Raw genomic sequence first — 12,548 nt, 5'->3', positions numbered from 1 at the left:
GTGGTCGCCGCGACCGGACCGAGAAGATCGTGGGCGCGGGCATTGGCGCGGTGGCCGGCGCAGGCATCGGCTATTATCTCGACCAGCAGGAGCGCGAACTGCGCCAGAAGACCGCTGGCACCGGCATCGACGTCGTCCGCGACGGCGACAGCCTGCTGCTCAACATGCCGAGCCAGGTGACCTTCGATGTCGACAGCTCGGCTGTGAAGCCCGAATTCCGCAACACGCTGAATGATGTCGCGTCGACCCTGGTCCAGTACGAGAGCACCTATATCGACGTATACGGCCATACCGATTCGACCGGCAGCGATGCGTACAACCAGACCCTGTCCGAACGCCGTGCGCAGTCGGTGGCGAGCTATCTGACCACGCGCGGCGTCCAGTCGGCGCGCCTGGCCACGCGCGGCTTCGGCGAATCGCAGCCCGTCGCATCGAACACCACCGAGGATGGACGCGCCCAGAACCGCCGCGTCGAGATCCGCATCGTCCCGGTGACCCAGGCCGATGTGAACGGCTGATAGCCAGCTCCATTCCCGCAAGAGGGGCGCGCGCTGCACCAGCGGCCGCACCCCTTTTTGCGTTTACCCCGCGAAGAAATTGAGCTCGAGCAATACCCCGTTCGGGTCGAGCGTGAACAGCTGCTTGAGGCCGATCGCCTCGACTTCGTTGACGCGATAGTCCGCTCCGCGCGCCTCGAGCCGGGCGACCATCGCGGGATAATCCCGGCAACGGAAGGCGACGTGGTGGATCGATCCGGTCGGGCCGGGGGTGACCGCGCGGTCATAGGTGCGCGGGCAGTCGGTGCTGTTGATATGCACCACCGCGTTGCCCGCTGCGTCATGCGCCCAGCGGGCATTGTCGGGCGTCAGCGGCGGCGGCGCGAGGCGGATCTCGAGCTGGAGCAGCTCGGCATAGAAGCGTGCGGTGCCCATGAGATCATCGGTGATGATGTTGACATGGTCGAGCCGCTCGATCGTCATCGGCTCATTCCCAGACCGCTTCGGGCGGCAGGCTCATCAGGATGGCGTCGATATTGCCGCCGGTCTTGAGGCCGAACAACGTGCCGCGATCGTGGATCAGGTTGAATTCGGCATAGCGGCCGCGCCAGACCAGCTGCTGGTGCTTTTCGGCAGGCGAAAATTCCTGGCCCATCCGCCGGCGCACCAGCGCGGGGAAAATGTCCAGAAACGCGCGGCCGACATCCTGGGTGAAGGCGAAATTCGCGTCGAACGCGGCCTCGTCCGGGCATTCGAGATGATCGTAGAAGATGCCGCCGACGCCGCGGTGCACGCCTCTGTGGGGGATATAGAAATAGTCGTCGGCCCAGGCCTTGAACTTCGCATGATAGTCCGGATTGTGCGCGTCGCACGCCGCCTGCATCCGGCTGTGAAAATCGTCCGTATCTTGCGCGTAGGGCAGCGGCGGGTTGAGATCGGCTCCACCGCCGAACCATGCCTTGGTGGTCACAAGAAAACGGGTGTTCATATGCACCGCAGGCACGTGCGGATTCGACATATGGGCGACCAGGCTTATTCCGGTCGCAAAGAAGCGCGGGTCCTCGCCCGCGCCGTGGATCGATTTGGCGAATTCCTCGCTGAACCGGCCCTCGACGGTCGACACGTTGACGCCGGCCTTTTCGAACACCTTGCCCTTGATCAGCCCGCGAACGCCGCCGCCGCCGGGCGATCCGTCCGCCTCGGTCCGCTCCCAGGGGGTATATTCGAAGCTCGCATCGCTTCCCGCCTCGCGTTCGATCGCGGTGAATTCGGCGCAGATCGCGTCGCGCAGGCTTTCAAACCACGCGCGGGCCTTGGGCTTCTGTTCGGTCCAGTCAGTCATCGCGCTCCCCTATATAGTGATGGCCGATCATGCCTCACCCAGTCTTCGTGTCTGCCGCAGCGCCTCGCCCAGCGCAATCCCGGTGGCAACCGATATGTTCAGCGATCGGACACCCGCGGTCATCGGAATGGTGGTCTGCAGGTCGCATGCGTCGCGCACATGATCCGGAACGCCTGCGCTTTCCGAGCCCATCAGCAGGATGTCATTGTCCTGGAACGCGGTGCGGTAGATGCTTGTGCTGGCCTTGCTGCTCATCAGCACGAGCCGCGCGCCGCTGTCGCGCGCGAACGCCTGAAAGCTTGGCCAGTCGGCATGACGCGTCATCTCGGCGAGCGGACCATAATCCATCGCCGCGCGCTTCAGCCGCTTGTCGTCGAACACGAAGCCGCAAGGCTCGATGATCTCCACCGGCACCGCCAGGCAAGCGGCCAGGCGGAGAATGGCTCCCACATTTCCGGCGATTTCGGGTTGGTACAGGGCAATGCGCATCGCCCCTTCATAGCGCGCGCGGCGCGGCTGTCACCTGTCCTGCTCGGTCCGGCGCGTGCACGGCACGGCATGACGGCGCAGAATCGGCGGAATGATGCTGCGGCGCGCCAATTTCCCTGTTGGCAAGATGACGATTTTGCGTCTATCAGGCCCGCAATCATGCGGACGGGCCAGGGGCGAAGCCGTGCCATGCCGCTTCCTATATCGATAAAAAACGTATCCTTTTCAATAACTTGAGGGTCAGGTTAGCGACATGGCAGAACAAGTCACGATGAATCAAGATGGCACCGCTGCCGTCGAATCCGATGGCGTGCGTCGCCGCGATTTCATCAACATCGCCGCGGTCAGCTTTGCTGGCGTCGGTGGCGCATCGGTGCTGATCCCGCTGATCACGCAGATGGCGCCCAGCAAGGACGTGCTGGCGCAGGCCTCGACCGAGGTCGATGTCTCGGCGGTGCAGCCGGGCCAGGCGATTAAGACCGTGTGGCGAAAACAGCCCATGTTCATCCGCAACCTGACGCCGGAAGAGATTTCCGCAGCCGACAAGGTTGATGTGGCGTCGCTGCGCGATCCGCAGTCGCTTGCCGATCGCACGCTGCCGGGCAAGACCAACTGGCTGGTGACGCTGGGCGTCTGCACGCATCTCGGCTGCGTGCCGCTGGGCGCGGCCGCCGGTGAGGTGAAGGGCGAATTCGGCGGCTATTTCTGCCCGTGCCATGGTTCGCATTATGATACCGCCGCGCGCATCCGCAAGGGTCCGGCGCCGAAGAACCTTGAAGTGCCGGAATATGAATTCCTGTCAGACACTGTCATCAAGATCGGTTGAGGAGCATAGATCATGAGCTTTTCCTGGGCCAAGCACTACGAACCCAAGTCCGATCTGACCAAATGGCTGGATGAGCGCCTGCCGCTCCCCCGTCTGGTCTATGGTGCGATCGGCGGCGGCTATCCTGTGCCGCGCAATCTCAATTATTTCTGGAATTTCGGCGTGCTCGCCGGCATCGCGCTGGTCATCCAGATCGTGACCGGCATCATCATGGCGATGCACTACGCGCCCAACGCGCTGGTCGCCTTCGATTCCACCGAACATATCATGCGCGACGTGAACTGGGGCTGGATGCTGCGCTATGCGCACGCCAACGGCGCCAGCTTCTTCTTCATCGTCGTCTATATCCATATCTTCCGCGGCCTCTATTTCAGCTCGTACAAGGCGCCGCGCGAAATGATCTGGCTGCTCGGCCTGGTCATCTTCCTGCTGATGATGGCGACCGCCTTCATGGGCTATGTGCTTCCCTGGGGCCAGATGAGCTTCTGGGGTGCCAAGGTGATCACCGGCCTGTTCGGCGCCATTCCGCTGGTCGGCGAACCGATCCAGACGTGGCTGCTCGGTGGCTTCGCCCCCGATAACGCCGCGCTGAACCGCTTCTTCTCGCTGCACTATCTGCTGCCGTTCGTCATCGCCGGTGTCGTCATCCTGCACATCTGGGCGCTGCACATCCCGGGTTCGTCGAACCCGACCGGCGTGGAAGTGAAGTCGGAATCGGACACCGTGCCGTTCCATCCCTATTACACCGCGAAGGACGGTTTCGGCCTGGGCGTGTTCCTGATCCTGTTCTGCTCGGTGCTGTTCTTTGCGCCGAACGCACTGGGTCACCCGGACAACTACATCCCGGCCAACCCGCTCTCGACCCCGGCGCACATCGTTCCCGAATGGTATTTCTGGCCGTTCTACGCGATCCTGCGCGCCTTCACCTTCGACTTCTTCATCGTGCCGGCCAAGCTGCTCGGCGTGCTCGCGATGTTCGCATCGATCCTGCTGCTGTTCTTCCTGCCCTGGCTCGATCGCTCGCCCGTCCGTTCGGGCAACTATCGTCCGCTGTTCCGCACCTTCTTCATCATCCTGGTGCTGGACGTGCTGCTGCTCGGCTATCTCGGCGGCGCACCGGCTGAAGAACCCTATGTGATGCTCAGCCAGCTGGCTTCGGCTTATTATTTCGCACACTTCCTGATCATCCTGCCGATCATCTCGAAGATCGAAAAGCCCAAGCCGCTGCCCTTCTCGATCACCGAAGCGGTGCTCGGCAAGGACAGCTCCGGCTCGGTTGGCGGCCCTGCGCTGCAGCCCGCCGAATAAGCCCTGACGCTAAAAGGAAAGTCATTCGACATGATTCGCATTGGTGCATTTTTGGTCGGGCTGTTCTTCAGCGGCTGGCTGCTGGTGTCCTTCGGAGTTGGCGCGGCCGCCTATATCAGCGAGCCGCCCCAGCCGACGGCAGAACATGAATTCCACCTTCACCCCAAGAAGCTGGCGCTGAGCAGCGATGGCCCGATGGGCAAGTTCGATCGCCAGCAGCTGCAGCGCGGTTTCCAGGTGTACAAGGAAGTCTGCTCGGCCTGCCACTCGATGCGTCTGGTCGCGTTCCGCAACCTGACCGAGCTGGGCTATACCGAGGACGAAGTGAAGGCGATCGCTGCCAACTGGCCCGCCCAGACTCCGTCGATCGATCCGGCCACGGGCGAGCCGACCACGCGCAAGCCGCTGCCGCAGGACTATATCCCCTCGCCGCACGCCAACGAAACCGCCGCCCGCGCCGCCAACAACAACGCCCTGCCGCCTGATCTTTCGCTGATCACCAAGGCGCGTCACGGCGGTGCGGCCTATGTCTATTCGCTGCTGACCGGCTATCAGGATCCGCCGGCGGAACTCGCCAAGAAGTTCCCCGACGCGATGCCGGGACCGGGCCTCAACTATAACCCCTATTTCGCGAACCTAAACATCGCGATGGCCAACCCGCTGGGTAGCGACGGCATCGTCACCTATTCGGACGGCACCAACGCCACCCGCGAACAGATGGCCAAGGACGTCGCCGCGTTCCTGGTGTGGACCGCAGAGCCCACGCTGGAAAAGCGCCACCAGACCGGCTGGGCCGTGCTGATCTTCCTGATCATCGCGACGGGCCTCGGCTATATGGCCTATCGCAACGTCTGGGCGGGCGTGAAGCACTGAGCTTTTGACGCCGCACAGCACTGACAAACGATCCGGCCCGGCAGCGCAAGCTTCCGGGCCGGATTGCGTTTGGGGTGCGGCGTTCAAGCTGTCCTCGAAGAAGCTGGCCGTTCCGGAAGCGACCCCGTTTCAGTTTCTACCGGCTGATCGCAAGCTTGCCCTTTCCGGACGCTCGCTCGCTAGCTAGCTTGTAACGGCGGCACCGAGTTGACGCCCAGTCCATCAACCTTGGCTCCAAGCAACATCCCACACACCGCTTGCGAGAGCAGCTCGATTCAGAGAAAGATGCATCATGGCATTCCTAGCTCTGTTCTTTGCTCTTGTTACAGTGGCCACGGTTGATACGCAAAGTGAGGGCGCGCCCACCAGTGAGGAGGTGCGGCCATCAAGTGCTTGTCGCTATGACTTGGCGATCCGCACCAGTAATGCTGCTCGCTCATGGAACGACTTTGAGTTTGATACCCAGAAGCTTGGCGGGCCAATGTGGTACAACTCTCGAGGCTGTTATGTCCAAGCCGTTGAGGCTGCCCGCGATTATCTCGCCGCAGGGCCGCTGCTGACAACCCGCCAGCACGCGATCACGACCTTCCACATGTCGCGCAATCTCGCGCGTTCCGGAGCAGATGCTGGTACGCGCGCAGCCGCAGCGCTGCTGGCCGCTGCATCCCGACGAGCGGATCAGGCTCCGGATGCCGCGCTCGATTGGAACACATACGTGACTGGGTTTACCGCCTACCTTACTGGCGATCGCGCTACTCTGGAACGCGCGCGGGATGCGTTGATAGCAGCAGGTGGCGAGGGCAACGTGACAAATGCAGCTGTCTTGGCGCGAGCAGCCCGTTGCATCGAGCGCCCGTTTCTGGATGTCGAGACAAGCGACGACTGTCGCGCACCGGAGCCCGATCGCGGGGCACCGTCAGGCTACGATGATGCAGCCGCCTCAAATCATGGTCACTAATCTGGCCTGGGACCGCGCGAGCAGCCCCCCTGTCCCCTCCGAGGGAGAGGGTTGCGAAGCCTTATGAGCGAAGCGAATTAGGCGAAGCTGGGTGAGGGGGCCATGCGTGCACACCAACGAAATAGCGGAGTTTTCGACACGCTTAAGGCTTAGCGGAGCTAGGGTCTGTTAAGGCGCGTTTCCTGAAAAAACCTGCCATTCTGCTTGCGACCCCATATCAGTCATTGGCCCCGCCACTTTGGTTGGCCTCCGTTACCGCCGGATCGTCAGCCCCACAGTCACAGCCGAGGCTGAAGTCCCGTCAATGCGGCGGCCTGCCAGCAGGTCCACGTCGATCCGTCCCCGGTCGGTCACCCAGCGCAGGCCTGCTTGACCACCGGGCGGCCCGCGATCCGTGCCGAACACCTCTCCCATCAGGTGAAGGCCGGGCACGATCTCGAACTCGGCCTGAGCGCCCAAGAAAATCGTATTGCGATCCGCCTCACCGGGCGTGTTGATCCAGCCGAGATTGCCGTGAATGACGAGGCGATCATGCACCCGGGCAGAGACCGGGACCGTGACGGCGGTGCTTTCGATCCTGTTATCGACCGGATTCCAGATTGCCGTTGCCGAGACAGCGACCCCGACAGGCGCTTCCTCGAAGGAGCGCAGGTTGAGCTTGAATGCTGGCGCGATTGACGTTGCGGCGTCTTGGCCCCAGTTCCTCTGGACCGCAGCGGCAATCTCAAGACGCGGAAGGCCCTTGAGCGTGCAGGCCGGATTGGCAATTGCCAGACCGCGCCCATCGCTGGACAGGGTCAGCCAACTTTCCACGTGGCAGACCCCGGCCGGCAGGGTCGCATCGTCATCGACGATATGCGCGCCGCCGCCCGCGTGTGCCGGACCTGCTAGCCAAAGCGTGAGGCAGGCGGCGACAAGCCGCAGTATAAGAGCAGGCCGCTGCCGCACGCGCCCTCACAGCCACCCGCGACGCTTGAAATAGAGGTAAGGCAGCAGCATCGAAACCACCATCAGCCCGAGCGCAAACGGGTAGCCATAGGGCCACTGCAATTCGGGCATGAATTCGAAATTCATTCCGTAAATCGAAGCCACCAGCGTCGGCGGCAGGAACACCACCGCCGCAACCGAGAAAATCTTGATGATGCCGTTCTGTTCGATGCTGATCATGCCCAGCGTCGCATCGAGCAGGAAATTGATCTTCTGCGACAGGAAGCCGTCATGATCGGACAAGGAACGAATATCGCGGGCGACCGTCTTCAGCCGCTCTCGCAATTCCTTGCGGCTCTTGCGCTGGAGCAGCAGGGTTGTGGCGAACGCCGCCAGACGTTCGAGCGAAACCAGACTGTCACGGATATTGGAAAGCGCGTTGGCCTGCCGTCCGAGGTCGGAAAGGACCTTGCCGAAATCAGTTTGCGAGCGGGCCTGGATGTCGGTCTTGGCAAAGACCGTCTTGGCGACCGTCTCGATGTCCCGGCCATAGCGTTCAAGTACGTCGGCGAGGCGATCCACAATGGCTTCGAGCAATTGCACGAACACGTCCTCGCCGTCGACGGCACTGGCAAGCCCGCGGTCGGCGCGCTGGCTCATGAGCGCGAAAACCCGCGGCTCATGGTGACGCAAGGTCACCAGTGATGAGGGGGTGAGCACAAAGGTAACGGGCGCCATTTCCGGCTCGTCCCCATCGCCAAACGCCGGCACGATCGCTGTCATGAAAGCAGTGGAGCCTTCGATATAAAGGCGTGAGGAGATCTCAATCTCCTCCATTTCCTCACGGTCCGGGATTTCGACGCCCAGCCAGCGGTTGATCTGTTCTTCATCCTCCGGTGTGGGACGCAACAAATCGATCCAGCGTGCCTCTGCCACCAAAGCAAGTGGTTCATTGACAGGCTGAAGCTTTCCATCATGGGTATCGTAGATGTGGAACATCGGTCAGCCTGAATTCAACAAAGGGTTTGATTTCGGGCTCTATAGGCAAGGCCAGTTATCAATCCAAGTGCCGATCCTAGCGTCAAAGAGAGAGCCGCCAATCCGCAAGCCACCCAGTTTCCGCCATTACCGTCACCAACGCCCGCACCTGAAACCGGTCGCGCGCCGTACCGCCCTACTGCCCCTCTTCCTCGCGCAATCTCGGCGCGACCCGGTCGTCCTGCGGGTTCGGCGGCGGTCTGCGCACTGGCGGGCGCGGTTCGGCCTGGCGGACCTGCGGGCGCTGGGGTTGCGTCTCGCGGCCCAGCGCGCGGTCGATGAAATTCTCGTCGAGCCGTTCGGGCTGCTGCGGATCGCCGGGGATGCCGCCGCCGGTCTGGGGCGGGCTGAGGCCTTCGCCCTGGCCCACCGGATTGCCGTTCTCGTCGATGAAGATCACGTCGTCGGGCGAGCCGAAATAGGCCTCGTCATCGGGCTCCAGCTCGGATTCGGGAAGCTTGAGCTCGGTCTCGAACGGCTCGATCTTGCGCTTGGCTACCGCGACCTTCATGAAAGCGGCAAAGGCGCGCGCGGGCGCGGTGCCGCCCTGGAGGCCGCCCACGGGCCGGGCATCGTCGCGGCCCATCCACACGCCGGTGGTGATGCCGCTCGAAAAACCGAGGAACCAGCCGTCCTTGTTGCTGTTCGTCGTGCCGGTCTTGCCCGCGACGGGCCGGCCGATCTGTGCGGCGCGGCCGGTGCCGACATTGACTGCGGTCTGCAGCAGGTCGGTCATGCCCGCCGTGACATAGGGGGGCACGAGCACCTGGCTCATGTCCGCCTCGTGCTGGTAGAGCAGCTCGCCCTTGCTCGTCGTCACCTTGGTGATGCCATAGGGCGCGATCGCGACGCCGCCCGAGCTGACCCCGGCAAAGGCGCGTACCATGTCGATCACGCGCACCTCGGACGATCCCAGCACCATCGAGGGGAGGGTGGTGATCGGCGTGGTGATGCCGAAGCGGCGCGCCATGTTGGCGATCGTGCTGGTGCCGACATCCTCGCCGATGCGCGCGGCGACGGTGTTCTTCGAATAGGCAAAGGCGGTGCGCAGCGAGATGTCGCCGGCATAGCTGCCGCCGCTGTTGCGCGGGGTCCAGCCGCCGATGGTGATCGGCGCGTCGGTGACGATGTCCTCGGGCTTGTAGCCCGCCTCGAGCGCGGCCATGTAGACGAACAGCTTCCATGCCGATCCCGGCTGACGCAAGGCGCTGACGGCGCGGTTATAGTTCGAGGTGACGTAATCGGTGCCGCCGACCATCGCACGCACCGCGCCGTCGCGGTCGAGCGCGACCAGTGCCCCCTGCGCGCCGCCGGGGACATAGGCCTGGATCGCGTTCGTCCCTGCACGCTGCATAGCGAGGTCGAGCGTCGTCCATACGACGATCGGCTCGTCATTCCCCTCGATCAGCGTATCGAGCTGTGGAAGCGCCCAGTCGGTGAAATAGCGCACCGAATTCTGGCCCTTTTCCGGCGCGAACTTCACCGCGTCCAGATCGGCCTCGGCGGCTTGCGCGGGCGTGATCGTGCCGACATCCTGCATCACCTGCAGCACCACCCCGGCGCGGCCGATCGCCGCCTCGCTGTCGGCTGTGGGGGAATAGCGCGACGGGGCCTTGACCAGCCCGGCGATGATCGCCGCCTCGGCGAGCGAGAGCGTGGTCGCATCGTGGTTGAAGAACTTGCGCGAGGCGGAATCGACGCCATAGGCGCCGCCGCCGAAATAGACCTTGTTGAGGTACAGCTCGAGAATCTGGTCCTTGCTGAACTTCTGCTCGAGCGCGAGCGCGAGGATGCCCTCCCGGATCTTGCGGGTGTACGAGCGGCTGTTGCTGAGGAAGATGTTGCGCGCCAGCTGCTGGGTGATGGTCGAGGTCGCGCGCAGCCGTCCGCCGCCGCTCGCGGTGGTGAAGATCGCGCGGCCGATGCCGATCACGTCGACGCCGGGATGATAGGCGAAGCGCCGGTCCTCGACCGAGATCATCGCATCCTTCATCACCTGCGGGATGTCCTCGATGTCGAGCCACTCGCCGAAACTGGGGCCGAGCTGCATGATCTCGGTGCCGTCGGCGGCCTTGACCAGGATCATCTGGCCGTTGGGCGAGGATTTGAGATCGTTGAAACTGGGCAGCGAGCCCATCACCGTAGCCACCGCGACGACCAGCGCGATCAGCCCGAAAAAGCTGGTCGCGGCACCGATCTTGACGATGCGCCAGAACCAGAGGCGGGCCCCGCTTCTGGGTGCGGCCGTGCCGCCCTTGTCTTTCACCGCCATGCCAGATTGGCCCCTGTGTTCCCTGCTGCGTGCCGCGTCGCGTGTCGGCGGCAAAGCGCCGCTCTATATGGTTTTCGGCTTTCGCTATGCTGAATATCGCGTTGACCCGGCCTCGCCAAGCCGTTTCCCACGCGTATCGAGCGCATGGCGGCGCGCGATTTCAAGCTCTTGCGGTGTATTGACGTTCATCAGGGCACCGGCGTCAGGAAAGCACACCGCGCGCGTGCCGATGGCCTCGCCCAGCCGCTGCAGCGACCAGCGTTCCTGGCATCGATCGGGCGGCAGCGCCTGGAGCACCGCGCGCGCGCTCCACAGCGCGAACACCGGTTGCAGCGCGCCATCTGCCTCGGCCATGGCGAGCGGGGCCTCGACCATCAGCCGCGCGGCCAGATCGTCGGGGACGAACGGCGCATCGACCGGACAGGTGACGAACGCGTCGCCGCCCCGGGCGCGCAGTGCGCTCGCGATCGATCGGATCGCGCCGACCGGGCCTGCGGGTGCACGGGCCTCGTCGCGGATGACGTCAAGGCCCGTGGCATAATCGTGCGCGGCCGACAGCCAGAGCGTGCCTGCCTGGCGTGCGAGCCGGGCCAGCACCCGGTCGATCATGCGCTGCCCGTCGATCTCGGCGAGCGCCTTGTCCTGTCCCTGCATCCGCCGCGACTGCCCGCCTGCGAGCAGCACGATCACGGGGTCTTGCAATGGTTCAGGCATCGGACAGGCCTCAGCCTGCGGGCGGAGCCAGCGGCGATGGCTGCTCGATCGGCTGGCCGGTCGCATCGCGCAGGCCGCGCGGCTCGAGGATCGCGGCGCTCTCGATGATGTCGAGCGCGCGCCGTGCCTCGGCATAGCTGCGCGCCTTGGCGATCCAGTCCGCAGCCTTGGCGCGACCGGGAAGCTTCTCGATCTCGCCGAGCGCGGCCTCGACCCGGCCCGCCTCGAGATAGCGCCGCGCGCGCTGCACGCGCTGGGTCGGGGTCTGCGATTCCTTGCCCGCCTGTTCGATCACGAACAGTTCGCTCGCCTCGCGATGCAGAGCCGCCCAGAAGCTCTCATTGGCAGCGCGGCCCGATCCCAGCGAGGGGCCGATCTCGTCGAGCTGCGCGCGCAGCTGGTCCATCGTCACCGGATTTTTCGAGGCGCGGATGATGGTGGCCACGGCATTGGGCTGCGCCGTGCCGAAGCGCAGCTGCAACTGGCCTTCCAGATAGCCCAGCGCGGATGCCCGGTCGAGCGCGCGGCGCGCGGCAAAGGCGATCAGCAACCCCTCGGCGCGCCCGGCATTGCCCGACGCCGCCTGGGCCTGAACGTTGATCAGCGACAGCCGGTTCTCCAGCTCCGCCACGCGCTGGTCGAGCGCGCCGGGCGGCACCGGGCCGCTGAGCATCCCTGTCGCCATCGACGGCGGGACCGCTGCAGGGGTCGGGCTGGCTGGATCGGCGGTGATCACGTTGCGGTCGATCGCAGCCTGGGGCGGGGCCGGCGTTTCGAACCAGCCCGACCGGGTGATGATCCAGCCGGAGAGCACCGCTCCACCGACAAAGGCAAGCAGCAGCAGGATCAGCAGCGAGCGCCCGCTCGCCCCCTGCCCCTGGCTGGGGCTTGCCTGGCTCGGGCTTCCCTGGCGGGGTGTATCCACGTTCATTCGGTCTCCGGCTTTTTCGCCTGTTGGCGTCCCGCCTCATGCTGGCACAGCGTGGCGACGACGTCCAGCAAGGCGCGGTCGTCGGCGGCGGCAGCGATGCGCACGCTGGCCCAGCCGTCGCCCGCTGCATCGACCAGCGCCGGAGCGAACAGTGCAAGGCTGATATGGCCACGATCGATGCCTGCGCTGTCGACCAGCGTGCCGAAATGCTGTGCCGCGCGCGCCGAATGGAGCAGCACGATCGCAGGTCCCGTCAGCGCCTCGCGAAGGGCATCGGGCATCGGCAGCGCGCGCGAGCGATAGACGATGCGCGTATCGATCGCCAGGCGCGACGCAGGGAGATCGACCCGGTCCTCGCCCGCCAGCCGCAGCA

Annotated in this window: 13 protein-coding genes and 1 pseudogene; 5 read left to right on the top strand and 9 right to left on the bottom strand. The window is 64.4% G+C overall.

Going from position 1 to position 12,548, the window contains the following annotated elements:
- Positions 1-518: OmpA family protein (locus AX735_RS26755; protein WP_066277539.1), on the top strand; the 518-nt coding region annotated here is incomplete at its 5' end.
- Between the two features lie 63 nt (positions 519-581).
- Here AX735_RS26755 and AX735_RS26750 read toward each other — a convergent pair.
- From AX735_RS26750 to AX735_RS26740, 3 genes are read right to left on the bottom strand one after another with little or no spacing between them, the layout of a single operon-like run.
- Positions 582-980, bottom strand: coding sequence for a glyoxalase/bleomycin resistance/extradiol dioxygenase family protein (locus AX735_RS26750; RefSeq protein ID WP_066277536.1), 399 nt, complete (start codon positions 978-980; stop codon positions 582-584).
- 4 nt (positions 981-984) lie between these two features.
- Complete coding sequence (gene hemF, locus AX735_RS26745; RefSeq protein WP_066277533.1) at positions 985-1,839, bottom strand: oxygen-dependent coproporphyrinogen oxidase; 855 nt, start codon at positions 1,837-1,839, stop codon at positions 985-987.
- Positions 1,840-1,866: 27 nt separating this feature from the next.
- Positions 1,867-2,328 (bottom strand): tRNA (cytidine(34)-2'-O)-methyltransferase, encoded by a 462-nt coding sequence (locus AX735_RS26740; RefSeq protein ID WP_066277530.1) that lies wholly within the window; start codon positions 2,326-2,328, stop codon positions 1,867-1,869.
- Positions 2,329-2,599: 271 nt separating this feature from the next.
- On the opposite strand from AX735_RS26740, the gene petA reads away from it, so the two are divergent.
- The 4 genes from petA to AX735_RS26720 all read left to right on the top strand — a co-directional run bounded on the left by petA (position 2,600) and on the right by AX735_RS26720 (position 6,293).
- Positions 2,600-3,154 (top strand): ubiquinol-cytochrome c reductase iron-sulfur subunit, encoded by a 555-nt coding sequence (gene petA / locus AX735_RS26735; RefSeq protein ID WP_420542539.1) that lies wholly within the window; start codon positions 2,600-2,602, stop codon positions 3,152-3,154.
- Between the two features lie 12 nt (positions 3,155-3,166).
- The gene (locus AX735_RS26730; protein WP_066277526.1) at positions 3,167-4,462 is read left to right on the top strand and encodes a cytochrome b; all 1,296 of its coding nucleotides are present in this window, start codon (positions 3,167-3,169) and stop codon (positions 4,460-4,462) included.
- 30 nt (positions 4,463-4,492) lie between these two features.
- The gene (locus AX735_RS26725) at positions 4,493-5,335 is read left to right on the top strand and encodes a cytochrome c1 (RefSeq protein WP_066277524.1); all 843 of its coding nucleotides are present in this window, start codon (positions 4,493-4,495) and stop codon (positions 5,333-5,335) included.
- 292 nt (positions 5,336-5,627) lie between these two features.
- Positions 5,628-6,293, top strand: a complete 666-nt coding sequence (locus tag AX735_RS26720) for a hypothetical protein (RefSeq protein ID WP_156447439.1) — start codon at positions 5,628-5,630, stop codon at positions 6,291-6,293.
- Positions 6,294-6,545: 252 nt separating this feature from the next.
- Here AX735_RS26720 and AX735_RS26715 read toward each other — a convergent pair whose 3' ends face one another.
- The 6 genes and pseudogenes from AX735_RS26715 to AX735_RS26690 all read right to left on the bottom strand — a co-directional run.
- On the bottom strand, positions 6,546-7,106 hold the full coding sequence (locus tag AX735_RS26715; RefSeq protein ID WP_156447438.1) for a hypothetical protein: 561 nt from the start codon (positions 7,104-7,106) through the stop codon (positions 6,546-6,548).
- Positions 7,107-7,247: 141 nt separating this feature from the next.
- Positions 7,248-8,219 (bottom strand): magnesium/cobalt transporter CorA, encoded by a 972-nt coding sequence (gene corA, locus AX735_RS26710; RefSeq protein ID WP_066277514.1) that lies wholly within the window; start codon positions 8,217-8,219, stop codon positions 7,248-7,250.
- 175 nt (positions 8,220-8,394) lie between these two features.
- The gene (locus AX735_RS26705) at positions 8,395-10,530 is read right to left on the bottom strand and encodes a PBP1A family penicillin-binding protein (protein ID WP_066277507.1); all 2,136 of its coding nucleotides are present in this window, start codon (positions 10,528-10,530) and stop codon (positions 8,395-8,397) included.
- A gap of 84 nt (positions 10,531-10,614) precedes the next feature.
- Positions 10,615-11,244, bottom strand: a complete 630-nt coding sequence (gene mobA / locus AX735_RS26700) for an NTP transferase domain-containing protein (protein WP_202189518.1) — start codon at positions 11,242-11,244, stop codon at positions 10,615-10,617.
- A 10-nt stretch (positions 11,245-11,254) separates the two neighbouring features.
- The gene (locus tag AX735_RS26695; protein WP_066277502.1) at positions 11,255-12,175 is read right to left on the bottom strand and encodes a mitofilin family membrane protein; all 921 of its coding nucleotides are present in this window, start codon (positions 12,173-12,175) and stop codon (positions 11,255-11,257) included.
- Positions 12,172-12,548 (bottom strand): annotated as a pseudogene (locus AX735_RS26690) (uroporphyrinogen-III synthase); the annotation flags it as partial. The pseudogene AX735_RS26690 and the gene AX735_RS26695, both read right to left, overlap by 4 nt.

The organism is Blastomonas sp. CCH1-A6 (assembly GCF_001556365.1).
Lineage (GTDB): Bacteria > Pseudomonadota > Alphaproteobacteria > Sphingomonadales > Sphingomonadaceae > Blastomonas > Blastomonas ursincola.
The sequence above is the reverse complement of the archived record's forward strand: the minus strand, read 5'-3'. Positions and strand labels throughout refer to the sequence as shown.

Excerpts from the sequence above, each read along its gene's own strand:
- AX735_RS26730 (WP_066277526.1), top strand. The coding sequence starts at position 3,167 with ATGAGCTTTTCCTGGGCCAAGCACTACGAACCCAAGTCCGATCTGACC.
- hemF (WP_066277533.1), bottom strand. The coding sequence starts at position 1,839 with ATGACTGACTGGACCGAACAGAAGCCCAAGGCCCGCGCGTGGTTTGAA.
- AX735_RS26725 (WP_066277524.1), top strand. The coding sequence starts at position 4,493 with ATGATTCGCATTGGTGCATTTTTGGTCGGGCTGTTCTTCAGCGGCTGG.
- AX735_RS26720 (WP_156447439.1), top strand. The coding sequence starts at position 5,628 with ATGGCATTCCTAGCTCTGTTCTTTGCTCTTGTTACAGTGGCCACGGTT.
- petA (WP_420542539.1), top strand. The coding sequence starts at position 2,600 with ATGAATCAAGATGGCACCGCTGCCGTCGAATCCGATGGCGTGCGTCGC.
- AX735_RS26740 (WP_066277530.1), bottom strand. The coding sequence starts at position 2,328 with ATGCGCATTGCCCTGTACCAACCCGAAATCGCCGGAAATGTGGGAGCC.
- AX735_RS26750 (WP_066277536.1), bottom strand. The coding sequence starts at position 980 with ATGACGATCGAGCGGCTCGACCATGTCAACATCATCACCGATGATCTC.
- corA (WP_066277514.1), bottom strand. The coding sequence starts at position 8,219 with ATGTTCCACATCTACGATACCCATGATGGAAAGCTTCAGCCTGTCAAT.
- AX735_RS26705 (WP_066277507.1), bottom strand. The coding sequence starts at position 10,530 with ATGGCGGTGAAAGACAAGGGCGGCACGGCCGCACCCAGAAGCGGGGCC.
- mobA (WP_202189518.1), bottom strand. The coding sequence starts at position 11,244 with ATGCCTGAACCATTGCAAGACCCCGTGATCGTGCTGCTCGCAGGCGGG.
- AX735_RS26695 (WP_066277502.1), bottom strand. The coding sequence starts at position 12,175 with ATGAACGTGGATACACCCCGCCAGGGAAGCCCGAGCCAGGCAAGCCCC.